At 43.4% G+C, this 12,980-nt stretch carries 13 protein-coding genes and 1 tRNA gene; 13 read left to right on the top strand and 1 reads right to left on the bottom strand.

Translation table 11 applies throughout. From position 1 onward, the window contains the following. The first annotated feature begins 16 nt into the window (after positions 1–16). The 13 genes from trmB to I6E26_RS03235 all read left to right on the top strand — a co-directional run bounded on the left by trmB (position 17) and on the right by I6E26_RS03235 (position 12,260). Positions 17–667, top strand: coding sequence for a tRNA (guanosine(46)-N7)-methyltransferase TrmB (trmB, locus tag I6E26_RS03295; protein WP_235320413.1), 651 nt, complete (start codon positions 17–19; stop codon positions 665–667). Further along, positions 664–1,881, top strand: coding sequence for an FtsW/RodA/SpoVE family cell cycle protein (locus I6E26_RS03290; RefSeq protein ID WP_235320412.1), 1,218 nt, complete (start codon positions 664–666; stop codon positions 1,879–1,881). Before trmB ends, I6E26_RS03290 begins: the two co-directional genes overlap by 4 nt. 15 nt (positions 1,882–1,896) lie before the next feature. Then, the gene (locus tag I6E26_RS03285; RefSeq protein ID WP_235320411.1) at positions 1,897–2,724 is read left to right on the top strand and encodes a pyridoxamine kinase; all 828 of its coding nucleotides are present in this window, start codon (positions 1,897–1,899) and stop codon (positions 2,722–2,724) included. Between the two features lies 1 nt (position 2,725). Further along, positions 2,726–3,385, top strand: coding sequence for a TatD family nuclease-associated radical SAM protein (locus tag I6E26_RS03280; RefSeq protein ID WP_235320410.1), 660 nt, complete (start codon positions 2,726–2,728; stop codon positions 3,383–3,385). A 66-nt stretch (positions 3,386–3,451) separates the two neighbouring features. Then, positions 3,452–4,291: a selenium-dependent molybdenum cofactor biosynthesis protein YqeB gene (gene yqeB / locus I6E26_RS03275; RefSeq protein WP_235320409.1), complete on the top strand. Its 840-nt coding sequence runs from the start codon at positions 3,452–3,454 to the stop codon at positions 4,289–4,291. A gap of 175 nt (positions 4,292–4,466) precedes the next feature. Next, positions 4,467–4,826 carry a hypothetical protein gene (locus I6E26_RS03270; protein ID WP_235320408.1) on the top strand — a complete coding sequence of 120 codons (360 nt, stop codon included), beginning with the start codon at positions 4,467–4,469 and terminating at the stop codon, positions 4,824–4,826. Positions 4,827–4,950: 124 nt separating this feature from the next. Further along, a tRNA-Arg gene (locus tag I6E26_RS03265) sits at positions 4,951–5,028 on the top strand. Between the two features lie 765 nt (positions 5,029–5,793). Then, positions 5,794–7,557: a phosphoethanolamine transferase gene (locus tag I6E26_RS03260; protein WP_235320407.1), complete on the top strand. Its 1,764-nt coding sequence runs from the start codon at positions 5,794–5,796 to the stop codon at positions 7,555–7,557. A gap of 125 nt (positions 7,558–7,682) precedes the next feature. Then, complete coding sequence (locus I6E26_RS03255) at positions 7,683–8,315, top strand: TetR/AcrR family transcriptional regulator (RefSeq protein ID WP_235320406.1); 633 nt, start codon at positions 7,683–7,685, stop codon at positions 8,313–8,315. Between the two features lie 30 nt (positions 8,316–8,345). Then, positions 8,346–9,539, top strand: a complete 1,194-nt coding sequence (nirJ1, locus tag I6E26_RS03250) for a putative heme d1 biosynthesis radical SAM protein NirJ1 (RefSeq protein ID WP_235320405.1) — start codon at positions 8,346–8,348, stop codon at positions 9,537–9,539. Continuing rightward, a complete protein-coding gene (gene nirJ2, locus I6E26_RS03245) occupies positions 9,536–10,528 on the top strand; it encodes a putative heme d1 biosynthesis radical SAM protein NirJ2 (protein WP_235320404.1) in 993 nt (330 codons plus the stop codon). The genes nirJ1 and nirJ2 overlap by 4 nt, the downstream gene beginning before the upstream one ends. Before the next feature lie 80 nt (positions 10,529–10,608). Next, positions 10,609–11,409 (top strand): HAD family hydrolase, encoded by an 801-nt coding sequence (locus I6E26_RS03240; RefSeq protein WP_235320403.1) that lies wholly within the window; start codon positions 10,609–10,611, stop codon positions 11,407–11,409. Further along, positions 11,409–12,260: a histidinol-phosphatase gene (locus I6E26_RS03235; RefSeq protein ID WP_235320402.1), complete on the top strand. Its 852-nt coding sequence runs from the start codon at positions 11,409–11,411 to the stop codon at positions 12,258–12,260. The genes I6E26_RS03240 and I6E26_RS03235 overlap by 1 nt, the downstream gene beginning before the upstream one ends. A gap of 48 nt (positions 12,261–12,308) precedes the next feature. Here the strand turns inward: I6E26_RS03235 and I6E26_RS03230 are convergent, their stop codons facing one another. Next, complete coding sequence (locus I6E26_RS03230) at positions 12,309–12,872, bottom strand: hypothetical protein (protein ID WP_235320401.1); 564 nt, start codon at positions 12,870–12,872, stop codon at positions 12,309–12,311. Positions 12,873–12,980: the final 108 nt, after the last annotated feature.

The following is a 12,980-nucleotide window of genomic DNA, read 5'->3' as shown; positions in this document are numbered from 1 at the left end:
AATTTAGGAGGCTATTGTGCGTTTAAGAAGAAAACCTTGGGTTGATGAAGCAATTCATGATTTTGATGATTTTGTATTTCCAAAGGATAAGCCAGCAGGGGAGGAGCAGAAGGGCCGTTGGCATGAGGTATTTGGCCGTCAGGCTCCTTTGTATGTAGAACTGGGCACTGGCAAGGGTGATTTTATCAGCCAGCTGGCTCTGCGGCATCCAGAGGTGAATTTTATTGGCATTGAGGCTCAGCAGGATGTATTGTATTCTGCTGCTAAGAAGATTAGAGAACTGGGGCTGACTAATGTTAAGCTGCTGGTTTTTGATATTAACAATATAGAAACGATTTTTGACCAGCCAGAGGTAGATCAGTTCTATATTAATTTCTGCGATCCTTGGCCTAAGGCAAGACATGCCAAGAGGCGTCTTACCCATATTGGTTTCTTGCACCGCTATGATAAGCTGTTGAAAAAGCCAGGTAAATTGATTTTTAAGACTGATAACAGGCCCCTCTTTGATTTCTCCTTGGAGCAGTTCCAGGAGGCTGGTCTGCAGGTGGAGGATGTATCCTTTGATCTCCATAGTGAGAACCGTCCTGATAATATTATGACGGAGTATGAGCGTAAATTTAGTGGATTTGGCGAGAAAATAAATCGCTGTGAGGTCGTGTTTGCTTGAAAAAGGTAACAATACCTGAAAAATTGGCTATTTGGAGTAATGACCATGAGGCTGTTATCTGGATTATGGTTATGCTGTTGATAGCAGGCAGTGTTAATATCTTTAGTGCCACCTTTGTCATGGCTGAGGATGAGGGGAGTTCTCCTTATTTCTATTTGCTGAAGCATTTGCTGATTATGGGTGTGGGAGGCTTGTTTTTTTTCCTCTGCTATTGGGTGGATTATCATAGGTGGCGGGATATTCTAGTGCCTATAATATTGGTTATTATAGCTATGCTTGTATATGTATTGGGGTTTGGTACGGCAGTTAATGGTGCCAAGCGTTGGATATATATAGGTTCCTTTTCTGTTCAGCCAGCAGAATTTGCCAAGATATGCAGTGTGATGATTGAGGCCTATTATTTGTCCTATTGTATTCAAAAAAGACAGGCATTTAAGCTGATACAGAGTCAGCATGGAACATTGGTGGTTTTGGCTGCCTTGGTCGAGCTGGAGCCGGATATGGGTACCATGATGATTATTTTAGGCGTGCCTCTTTTGATGCTGATAGTTGCTGGTCTGGATATGGGCAAGATTAAAAATCTCATCTTTATTGTTGTGGCGGCAGCGACAGCCCTGTGTATATATCAGCCTTATCGTTTGCAGCGTATAAAGGTTATGTTAGATCCTTGGGCAGATGCTCAGGGCATGGGCTATCAGACGGTACAGTCTATTACGGCCATTGGTTCCGGTGGATTCTGGGGCATGGGACTAGGTGAGGGATTGGCCAAATATGCTTATTTGCCGGAGGCTCATACTGACTTTGCCTTTGCGGTATTTTGTCAGGAGAATGGCTTTTTGCTGGCGGCAGGCCTGATAATATTATATGGTCTTTTGGGATATTTTGGCGCAAAAATTGCCAAAAATGCCTATGATGCCTATGGTCAGGTTTTGGCTGGCGGCTTGGTTATTCTGATTTGCCTGCAGGCTGTTATTAATATGTTTATGGTGTCAGGTTTCCTGCCTGTCATTGGTGTTCCTCTGCCCTTTATCAGCTACGGAGGCTGTTCCTTGCTGGTAAGTATGGCGGCCTTGGGAATATTGGTGAATATTAACCGTTATAGCTTGATTAAGCAACGGAAAATGGAAAAGCTGACGGAGCACAATCTGGCAAACCGGCAAAAGCCTATGCGATTGATGCCGGGCCAGCGTCCGAAGCTTACCAGAATTAAATAAAAAGAGAGTTAGACGATGAAAAGACAGAAAAGAATTGCCCTAATCAACGATATGACTGGCTTTGGCCGCTGTTCCATTGCGGTGGAGCTGCCCTTGATTTCGGCTATGAAGATACAGGCATGTCCCCTGCCTACAGCTATTTTGTCAGTGCATACGGGATTTCCTCAGCATTATATAGATGATTATACAGAGCGTATGGTGCCTTATATGGAAAACTGGGCGGTTAATGGTCTGGAATTTGATGGTATCTGCACAGGCTTTTTGGGCTCTGTAGCTCAGATAAATATTGTGGAAGAATTTATTCAACGGTTTAAAAAGCCCTTTACCAAGGTTATGGTGGATCCGGTAATGGGAGATTATGGCAAGCTGTATTCCTCCTATACCCCGGAAATATGTCATGAAATGAAGCGGCTTTTGGCTCACGCGGATTTGCTTACCCCAAATCTTACAGAGGCCTGCCAGCTTTTGGATATGGAATATCCAGAAAATGGGGATATTAAGGAAGAGGAGCTGGCTAAGTTAGCCAAGGCTTTAGCAGATAAAGGCCCGGAGCAGGTGGTTATTACGGGGCTTCATGCTGAGGGCAAGGTTTTGAATTTTGTCTACGAAAAAAATGGTTGTCAGTCCATTGTCAGCCAGCCAAAAATTGGCGGGGATCGCTCTGGTACAGGAGATGCCTTTGCTGCCATTGTGGCGGCTAGCCTGATTAAGGGAGAGAGCCTGTCTGTGGCAGTAAATAAGGCGGCTGAGTTTATTACCAAGGTGCTGGGCTACACTGTGGAGTTGGATTTGCCTTGGAATTATGGTTTGGCCTTTGAAGAATATTTAACGGAGTTGAGCTGATATGTTGGTATATGCAGTACATGAGGGCGGACGCTATGTCCGGGTAGAGGATAGCCTAAAGGAACAGCCTCAGGGCAAAAGAGGCATCTATGTGAATATTACCAATCGCTGTAATTGCAGCTGCAGCTTCTGCCTGCGGACTATGAAGCATATGGCAGAGGAAAGCAGTCTGTGGCTGAAGAAGGAGCCAACAGCTGAGGAAGTAAAGGCAGAGCTGGACAAGCTGCCCTGGGATATAGTCAAGGAAATTGTTTTCTGTGGCTTTGGTGAGCCTACCATGCGGCTGGAGGTACTTTTGGAGCTGATGGCCTATGTAAAAAAGATTCATCCAGAGATACCAACCCGGTTAAATACCAATGGTTTGTCTGATTTGCTTTATGGTCGGGATACAGCCAAGGATTTTCAGGGACTTCTAGATACTATATCCATTAGCCTGAATGCCTCCAATGCCCAGCGGTATTTGGAGCTGACTCATGCTCAATATGGTCTGCCTTCCTTTGATGCCATGCTGAAATTTGCTGTGGATTGCAAGAAATACGTACCTCATGTGGTGCTCACTGTGGTAGAAAAGGTGGAGAATCAGGCGGAGATTGACCTTTGTCAGAAGCTATGTGATGAACGGGGCCTAAAGCTGAGAGTTCGTGTATATGAGGATAGCTGATATAGCTATGATGCTAGCCGGAGCCTCCGGTATGTGTGAAGGAAATATTGTAGGAGTGATTTCTGTATGAAAAAACTTGTAGTAATTCGTGGTGGTGGCGAGCTGGCCACAGGTATTGCCCATCGTCTCCATAATACTGGTTTTCAGGTGCTGATGCTGGAGAAGGCTGCTCCCTCTGCCATACGTCGGGATATTGTTTTTGCTGAGGCTGTTTATGATGGGGAAAAGAAAGTGGAGCGTACCATCTGTACCCGGGCGGATTCTCTCCATGATGCAGAGAAAATGCTGAAAAACGGTCAGATTGTGATTATGGTGGATCCAGAGGCAGATTGTCTTCAGAAGCTAAAGCCAAGAATCCTGATAGATGCTATTTATGCCAAGCGGAATATGGGAACCTATATGGATATGGCGGATTTCACCGTGGCTATTGGCCCTGGCTTTGTGGCTGGCCGGGATGTAAACTGTGTTATTGAAACTACCAGAGGTCATAATCTGGGCCGGATTATTTATGAAGGACAGGCCCTGCCAGAGAAGGAAACTGTAGAGCTGCGGGCTTTGATGCGGGCTTCCCACTCCATTAATGCTCCTTGTGATGGTTATTTGGAGGCTGGACATCCTCTGTCCTATATTGTGAAGAAGGATGAGGTTATAGCCAAGCTGAATATGGATGGGGGCAATGTTTTTGAAATCAAGGCTCCTGTGGAGGGTGTATTGAGAGGTCTTTTGCATGATGGCTGTCCAGTGCGTACAGGCTTGAAGATTGCGGAAATAGATCCTAGCACCCAGCCAGCCAACTGCACAACTATCTCTGCTAAGAGCCGTTGTATTTCCGGCTCTGTGCTGGAGGCTATTATGGTGTGGGAAAATTCCCATGCGAAGAAGTCCCGCTTCTCTTGGAAGAAGTAAAATGAGACTTATTCAGTGGGAGCTTTAGACTCCCACTGAATTTAGTCGAATAAATCCAGAGCCTTACGGGTGCTTAACTCCCTCCTAAGAGGAGGGGGTCTTAGCACCCGTTAGCATGGGGTAAATTAATCAGTCTAGCCCTTCAATGGGACTGTAATAAATTGGTGGTGTTTTTGTGTCTTATGTAGTTACCAAATTAGTAACCACAGAAAAAAGCGTGGATTTTTTTCTGCTAGGTGCTTATAGTGATATAAAGCAGGCTGCTGCGGCGGCTACCGAGGAGTACAAGGCCTATAACAAGGCGGCTTCCTTTATGAATCTGGAAATGGTGAATGAATGGCTGTCTACTAGAGGGGAATATTCCTTCCGCCGGGATGCCAGGAATCGCCTTCAGCTGGATATTAGCCAGGTAGAGGAAAATCAGCCAGTGCCAGCCGAGCATCAGAAGCTTTACTCCTGCAGCGAGGAGGATAAGGTGTGGGTGCAGATGAGTTCTGCCTTGGTACCTGATGGTGTGAGCAAGGCAGAAATCTAAGAGATTAGTGACTATGCTTTTGATTGAGTAATTCTTGAAAAATAATTGGGAATTGCTGAAAAAGTGTTGACACGATATAGGTGATGTGATAATATAATAATGTTGATTGTGAGATTGACATTATGACTCAGTAGCTCAGCTGGATTAGAGTATTTGACTACGAATCAAAGGGTCGGGGGTTCGAGTCCCTCCTGGGTCACCATTGAGATTAAACCTTTATCCATTTGGGTAGAGGTTTTTTTGTGCGTAAATATTCTATTTTGCACGCAAGAGAAATTCTGATTTGACGAGTTGCCTATCTCCCTAAGAATGTAAATATAATTCGGGATGTCAAAGATTCTCGATATACAGCCTGCGGTCATAACGACTTTTGCTCTGTCCGACTTAATGGCCCTATCTGGTGATTTATCCATACGCAGTAATACCGCTTGTCGCTGAGCCAATTCACAGAGGCCGTAATGATAGAGAGTGCTACCGGGGCCACTTTTGCTACGCAAAAGCAGGAGTCTCCCGACGCAAAAGTGTCATGTCCCTTCGGCTGTTGCCGAATCATCAAGGCTTATCGATATTGTCAATCCAAATAATTCTGCTATCCTCGTAGAAAATAGGTCGTTCCAAATTGTGCCAAAGCAGGAAGGTGCAATGAATATACAAAGTAGAAGGCATGACATATACCCTTAACAGGTATATCGATGTGCCTTGCTTCTTAACGAATTTAAGCCATGAAAAGATGAACATCGTGAAACTTTTCATGTGATTAAATGAGTTTAGCAGCGTGAGGCACATCAATATAGCGCGAGCGTGCCTGTAAGGGTATATGTCATGACTCAGTAAAGAGTATATGTATGCCATTATGCAAATAATTCTTTGGCTCTACAAATCAGAATTTTGTCAACAAATTTTTTGTAATATTGTATAATATTGAGGGCGTACAACAAAAAATACATTAAAGGGATGAAGATTATCAATGGTAGATTTGTGGATGAAAATAAAAATATTATTTCAAAATATCTTAGATAAAGTATTTCGTATTACCGATAGAATCAAGGATTTTTTATGCTTAATGATGCTGTTTAATAGCAGCATAATTGGACTTTTTTATTTACAAGCAGATAGCTCTGCACCAGTTAAGGCACTTATCGAAGCTATAGGTCATTTTTTAACCAGCTTTTCTATGATATACATAACAGCAGCTGTTATTCGCTACCTCCCAGGTTGTATATTCAAAGTATTTCTTGAAAGATGTTTTATTATCATAGCAATAATTGTATGCACAGTAGACTGGTTCCTGCTTTACCAATATGGAGATGTATTGGATCAGACAAAACTAGCTATTATCCTAAGCACCGATCCTGGAACAGCCTGGGAATTTTTGAGGGCATATGTATTACATGTAAAGGTAATTCTAGCATTGGTGTGCTTCCTTTCTTTGTTTGCATATACAATACATAAAATCCGTCACATAGGCCTTAATCCAAAACTGTCTATATTTATACTAATATGTTTTCTATGTTCATTTGCCAAAATGGGTTATATCGCCAAAGAATCCATCTGTGACGATATAGACTATTCATGGGAAATTACTCATTGGAAATACGATACACTCTATAAATATTGGGATGTGGCTCGTTTTTGTATGGATTTTTATGCAGCACGGATGGAGATTGGCGGTGACGATATTATTTGTTCAGGTATGGATAAGGCCAAAGAATCGCAGATTGTAGAAGCTGGAGATATGAAGGTTCCTTATGTGGTGTTTGTTTTAGGAGAATCCACGGATAGAAATCATATGAGCTTATATGGTTACAACCTACCTACCAGTCCTTTGCTTGAAGCAAGGGAAAAACAAGGCGAGCTGGCGGTATTTGATGATACCATAGCCTGCGGTAACGGAACTACACAGGCCATGAGTATGATTTTTAATACAGCACCAAAGGATAGGGACAGTAGCGATCCCTGGTATGAATACTTGAATCTTATAGATACTATAAGGATGGCTGGATATCATACAACGTGGCTATCTAATCAGGAACCATCCTCAGGCTGGGGAAACCTTGAAGGGGTATATGCACACCGTTCCGATGAATTCAAATTCATGCGCATAACCGGTGGCATAAAGGGAGGCGGTTTTGTTGCTGCTCAGCCAGATGAACAATTACTGCCTTATTTAGATGAATTTTTGCAGGATAACCACCAGCCTAGACAGTATTATACAATTCATCTATACGGTACACACGAAATATTCAGTTCACGGTATACTGATAAATTTGCCAAATTTACGGCTGATGACGAAGAAGGAGATAGCAAAGGGGAGAAGCAAACCAAGGCAGAATATGATAATGCTGTACTCTATAATGATTATATAGTCAATGAAATTATTCGTCGTTTTGAGGACAAAAATGCGATAATTTTCTATATTTCTGATCATGGTATGGATCTTTATGACACTTCAAAAAATGCCCAGCATACTGCTGAGGAAAAAAGAAGCAAGCATATGATTGAGATTCCCTTTGTGGTATGGACCTCTAAGCAATATCGTGAACAATATCCAGAAGTATGGCAGCGCATAAAAAATGGTGTTCACAGACCATATCGTACAGATTATCTAATGTATTCTATTTTTGATGCAATAGGTGTGAATTTTTCAGATAATAAAATCTCTAAAAGTATTTTTAGCAATGATTTTGAACCTTTTGACCGCATTTATGGTGGCGAGATTTATAGTCATTAATGACAAGATGTCCTAAAATTAGGTTTTTGCAGATGCAAAAATATGAACACAATTCATTTTTTACTTTAAAAATCCATGAATATCATATATAATATAGCAATGAGTTATTTGGGAGGTGTTTTTTTATGGCTGAAATTAGCAAAAGGGAGCAAAAAAAGCTTCTAGCTAAGCAAACAATCATGGAAACAGCCATTGAACAATTTGTCCAGCGGGGATTTCAAGCCACTTCAATAGCGGATATTATGAAGGCAGCCAATATGGGATTGGGAACCTTCTATAATTATTTTGACTCTAAGGATCAGCTGCTGCACTACTTGTTAGATAATCTAGCTGTACAGTTGCAGCAGAGGTTGCAGCATTTGACCGCAGAGCAAAAAAGCAAGGCAGAAATCCTGCGAGAGATGGTGCTGATGACGGCACAGCTGGTAGATAGCAATAAATATGTCCTGCCTTTGTTCTTAAGTGCTGGAGCACGGCCGGAGCAAGCTTCAGAGGAGGCTAAGGGCAAGGAAAAGGACTGTGACCTGGAACCTCATGAGCATAGAGGTCATGGTCCTGCTTTTATGGCCATGTTTCTACAGCTGGTGCAGGAGGGACAGGCCAGTGGAGAATTTCGGCAGGATGTTTCTGCAGAAATTATTACGGAAATGTTCCATTCTTTGTTTCAGGCAGCAGCCTTTAGCAGTCTGCCTTTAAGCTTTGAAGAAAATATTACCATGAAGCTTAGACTGATAATTGATGCTATCTGTACCAAATAGATAAATTGTGTAATAGGATGAGTGTAAAAAATGATTAGTGTAACCAAGCTTTTATTTGCCAGAGAATACTATGGTGATTCTCTGAGATATACCAAGAATGCCCATGCCATGCGAAATGGTGCCGGTGAGGGCATGGGGCCGGTGGTGGTATGGAATTCCACCAAAACCTGCAATCTGAAATGTCGTCATTGCTATATGAGCTCTGATAATAAGAAGTATCAGAATGAGCTGACTACCCAGGAAGCCAAAAGCTTCATTGATGATTTGGCAGATTTTCATGTACCAGTATTGCTATTCTCTGGCGGTGAGCCTTTGATTCGTCCAGATTTCTTTGAGCTGGCAGAATATGCTCAGGCCAAGGGAGTGCGTCCAACCCTGTCCACCAATGGCACCTTGATTACCAGAGAGGTGGCTCAGCGCATCAAGGATATTGGGGTGGGTTATGTAGGGATTTCCCTGGATGGCTTGCAGGATGTAAATGACCAGTTCCGAGGAGTAGAAGGAGCCTTCCAGAAGGCTATGGCGGGTATTCAGAATTGTGTGGCTGTAGGTCAGCGGGTGGGCCTGCGCTTTACCATTAATCATCACAATATTCAGGAGCTGGAAAATATTTTTGATTTTATTGAACGGGAGAATATTAACAGAGTCTGCTTCTATCATTTGGTTTATTCCGGTCGGGGTACAGCCATGAAGAATCAGGATGTTACCGCGGAGGAATCCCGTCGGGCTATGGATATTATTATTCGCCGTACCAAGGATTTTGAGGATAGAGGTCTGGAAAAGGAGATTCTTACTGTAGATAACCATTGTGATGGTGTTTATATGTATCTCAAGGCTGTTTCAGAGGGCAATGACCAGCAGGCGGCCCAGATAAAGAAATATATTTCCATGAACGGAGGCAATCGCTCTGGTATAGCCTTTGGGGAGGTAGATCCCTTTGGCTATGTTCACCCAGACCAGTTTACCCAGCATCACACCTTTGGCAATGTAAGGGATAGGAAATTTAGTGAAATTTGGCAGGACACCTCCAATCCAATTATGGCTGGTCTAAAGGATAGAAAGCCACTATTAAAGGGGCGCTGCAGTCAGTGTCGTTTCCTGGAAAATTGCAATGGCAATTTCCGTACCAGGGCAGAGGCTGTTACCGGGGATTTCTGGGAGTCTGACCCATCATGTTATTTGACAGATGAGGAAATTGGTATAGCAGGAGGTGCTGACAAATGATAGTTTCCTGGAATACTACCAATGCCTGCAATATGTACTGTGACCATTGCTATCGAGATGCAGGCTGTAAGGCTGAGGAGGAGCTGTCTACAGCAGAGGCCAAGACGCTTTTGGAGCAGATAGCTAGAGCCAATTTCAAAATTATGATTTTTTCTGGGGGCGAGCCTTTGATGCGGCCTGATATTGTGGAGCTGGTAGCCTATGCCACCAGTCTAGGTCTTCGGCCGGTATTTGGTACCAATGGCACTTTGATTACCTTGGAAATGGCCCAAAAGCTAAAGGATGCCGGGGCTATGGGCATGGGAATCTCCTTGGACTCTATGGATAAGGAGAAGCACAATCAGTTCCGTAAGTTCCCGGGAGCCTGGGAAGGGGCGGTACAGGGGATGCGAAATTGTCGTGCTGTAGGCCTGCCCTTTCAGATTCACACCACAGTTATGGAGTGGAACAATCACGAGCTGGAGGCTTTGACGGATTTTGCCGTAGCCGAGGGGGCCGTGGCCCATCATTTCTTCTTCTTGGTGCCTACGGGACGAGCCAAAACCATTGAAGCAGAGTCCTTGCGGGCAGAGGCTTATGAGGAAACCCTGACCAGAATCATGAAAAAACAGCAGCAGGTGGATATTGAATTGAAGCCAACCTGTGCTCCGCAGTTCCTGCGGATTGCAGACCAGATGGGATTGAAAACCCGCTTCCGCAGAGGTTGCCTTGCTGGTACAGCCTATTGTATAATTAGCCCTAAGGGCAAGGTACAGCCTTGTGCTTATTTGAATATGGAGCTGGGGGATGTGCGCCAGACTCCATTTGATGAAATCTGGAAAAACAGCCCTGTGCTGAACAAACTGCGTACTATGGAATATTCCGGTGGCTGCGGCAGCTGTCAGTACAAGAGAGCCTGCGGTGGCTGTCGGGCCAGAGCTGCCTACTACCATGAGGGTGACTATATGGCAGAGGAGCCTTGGTGCCTTTATCATGGCCGCAAGGGCTAAAATCAGGATGGTTGGGGCAGGCTGTAGAGATGTTGTAGGGTTGCCAATCTCTTGGCAATTGGTGATACGGGGTGAAGTATATGATAAAAGTAATTTTTTCTGACATGGATGGAACCTTGCTGGACGAGAATGGCCAGCTGCCAGCTGAATTTGATGAGGTTATGGAAGAGCTGAAAAAGCGGAATGTAATTTTTGCTCCTACCAGTGGCCGTCAGTATTATGCCCTGATGTATCAAATGGGTAAGTACAAGGATGATTTCCTCTTTCTGGCAGAGAATGGAGCTTATTCCTGCTATCGGGAAAAGGAAATGTTTTCCAGCACTATTGATAAGGCTGAATATATGAAGGTTCTTTACAAGGCCATGAGTATACCTCATATTTATCCCGTAGTCAGTGGTAAAAAGAACAGCTACGTTCTGCGCCAGTGGGAGCCATATATTGGAGAACTGCACAAATATTATACCAGAGCTGAGTATGTAGACAGATTTGAGGATATTGATGATGATTTCATCAAACTGGCCTTGGCAGACAATGAATATGAGGATTCTGTAAAGAATATCTGGGAACCTATGTCTGATTTGGATACCTATCTCCATCGTACTCTGAGCAGCAATGTGTGGGTGGATTATTTGAATCCAGATGCTAACAAGGGCTGGGCGGTTAAAAAGGTGCAGGAAAAATTTGGCTTCAAGCCAGAGGAATGTGCTGCCTTTGGCGACTATATGAATGACTATGAAATGATGCAGTCCGTGTACTACAGCTATGCTATGGCCAATGCCCATCCTGATTTGAAAAAGGTGGCTAGATTCCAGTGCAAGAGCAATGTAGAGCATGGGGTAATGGAGCAGATTAAGGAGTTTATTCGTCAGGGGATGATTTAGTGAAATACGATTATCATATGCATTTTGAATATGGCGATTATGATGTGGAGTGGGTAAAGGGCTTCTTTGAGGCGGCACAGAAAAGAGGCTTGGATGAAATCGGTATTAGCGAGCATAGCCATACCTTTCCAGAGTTTCAGCAGCTTTATTACGATGATTTGATTTTGGATGATTCCTTTGTAGGAAGTTTTCAGCAAAAATGGTTAAAGCGGAATAAATTCAAGCATACTTTGGAGGATTATTTCGCTTTTATGGCCAAGCTCCGGTCTTTGGGTTATAAAGTAAAAACCGGTATTGAGGTTTGCAATTTTCAGAATCAGGCCAAGGTAAGGGAAATTTTGTCTCACTATGATTTTGATTATGTTATTGGCTCTATACACTTCATTCGAGGTTGGGCCTATGATTCCAGTGAAATCAAGGCTGAGTGGCAGAATCATTCCTTAGATGATATTTATGAGTGGTACACCCAGGAGATTGAACATCTCTGTGCTGGTGGCTGCTATGATGTGTTGGGACATCCTTTCAATATACGTTTGTATAAATATTTGCCAGATTTTGATGTACAGCCATATCTGCTGCGAGCTGTTAAGGCTCTGAAAAAAGCCAATATGGGTGTAGATGTGAATACTGGCACCCTATATCGTTATCCTATTGAGGAAATTTCTCCTTATCCAGAGTTTATGAAGCTGGCCAAGGAATATGATCTGCCTATAATTACTTCCTCTGATGCCCATAAGCCAGGGGATTGTGGCAGCTATATTGACAAGGCCATTGAATATGCTAAGGGATTTGGATATACTCAGGGCCTTACCTTTGACCATAGACAGAGAAATCTGGTGGAGCTAGGGTAGAATGACAGCACAAAGCCCCCGCAAATGACAGTTGCGGGGGCTTTGCTTTTAGTGTTTTGGTGCCATAGGTGGGATTTTCATCTCTATTTGCTGGTGGGCTAAGAGGTGCTCGCTCATATCCTTGGAAGTATGCTGAGCCCAGATTTTCTGCAAAGTTGTAACAAAGGCACCGGAGGTCATAGAGGATTCTAATTGATTTTTTACAGCATGGCGAAGCTGGTCAAAGAACTCCTCAGAAAGCTCTACGGTACGCTGAGCCAGCAGAACCTGCAACTGGGTATCTACCAGATAAAGGTGCATAACAGGCTCCTGCAAGTCCTCTAAAATAGGCTTTAGCCCAGGTGGCAGCAACTGTACACCTAGAGGGCAATCTCCCCAGCCATCCTTGAAGATGCCATCAATCTTGTAAAGCAGGAACAAAATACCATCCTGTTCATAGAGGCCCAGCTCCAGCTTGCCAGTACGAAAGGCCTCTACTGCAATAACATCGGTTTTGCTAAGCTGCAAAATAAACATACAGCCATTGGCGTCAATTTGAAATAGACCACCATCCCCCTGATTCTTAATAGGCAGGGGGAATTTTTCACCTACCTGAAAATTTATATATTCCATAGTTTCCTCCTTAATTTCATGGTTTTATTATAACATTTTTAAACTTCCCACACCGTAAAATGGTGTAGTTCCTTGAAAACTGTATATTTCAGAAGATAAAAAAGGCGT

The organism is Anaerovibrio lipolyticus (assembly GCF_021531495.1).
Taxonomy (GTDB): domain Bacteria; phylum Bacillota; class Negativicutes; order Selenomonadales; family Selenomonadaceae; genus Anaerovibrio.
This window is presented reverse-complemented; position numbering and strand designations above follow the sequence as displayed.

What these genes read in the sequence shown, in the direction of transcription:
- I6E26_RS03285 (WP_235320411.1), top strand. Translation starts at nt 1,897, where the DNA reads ATGAAAAGACAGAAAAGAATTGCCCTAATCAACGATATGACTGGCTTT.
- I6E26_RS03280 (WP_235320410.1), top strand. Translation starts at nt 2,726, where the DNA reads ATGTTGGTATATGCAGTACATGAGGGCGGACGCTATGTCCGGGTAGAG.
- yqeB (WP_235320409.1), top strand. Translation starts at nt 3,452, where the DNA reads ATGAAAAAACTTGTAGTAATTCGTGGTGGTGGCGAGCTGGCCACAGGT.
- I6E26_RS03260 (WP_235320407.1), top strand. Translation starts at nt 5,794, where the DNA reads ATGGTAGATTTGTGGATGAAAATAAAAATATTATTTCAAAATATCTTA.
- I6E26_RS03255 (WP_235320406.1), top strand. Translation starts at nt 7,683, where the DNA reads ATGGCTGAAATTAGCAAAAGGGAGCAAAAAAAGCTTCTAGCTAAGCAA.
- nirJ1 (WP_235320405.1), top strand. Translation starts at nt 8,346, where the DNA reads ATGATTAGTGTAACCAAGCTTTTATTTGCCAGAGAATACTATGGTGAT.
- nirJ2 (WP_235320404.1), top strand. Translation starts at nt 9,536, where the DNA reads ATGATAGTTTCCTGGAATACTACCAATGCCTGCAATATGTACTGTGAC.
- I6E26_RS03240 (WP_235320403.1), top strand. Translation starts at nt 10,609, where the DNA reads ATGATAAAAGTAATTTTTTCTGACATGGATGGAACCTTGCTGGACGAG.
- I6E26_RS03230 (WP_235320401.1), bottom strand. Translation starts at nt 12,872, where the DNA reads ATGGAATATATAAATTTTCAGGTAGGTGAAAAATTCCCCCTGCCTATT.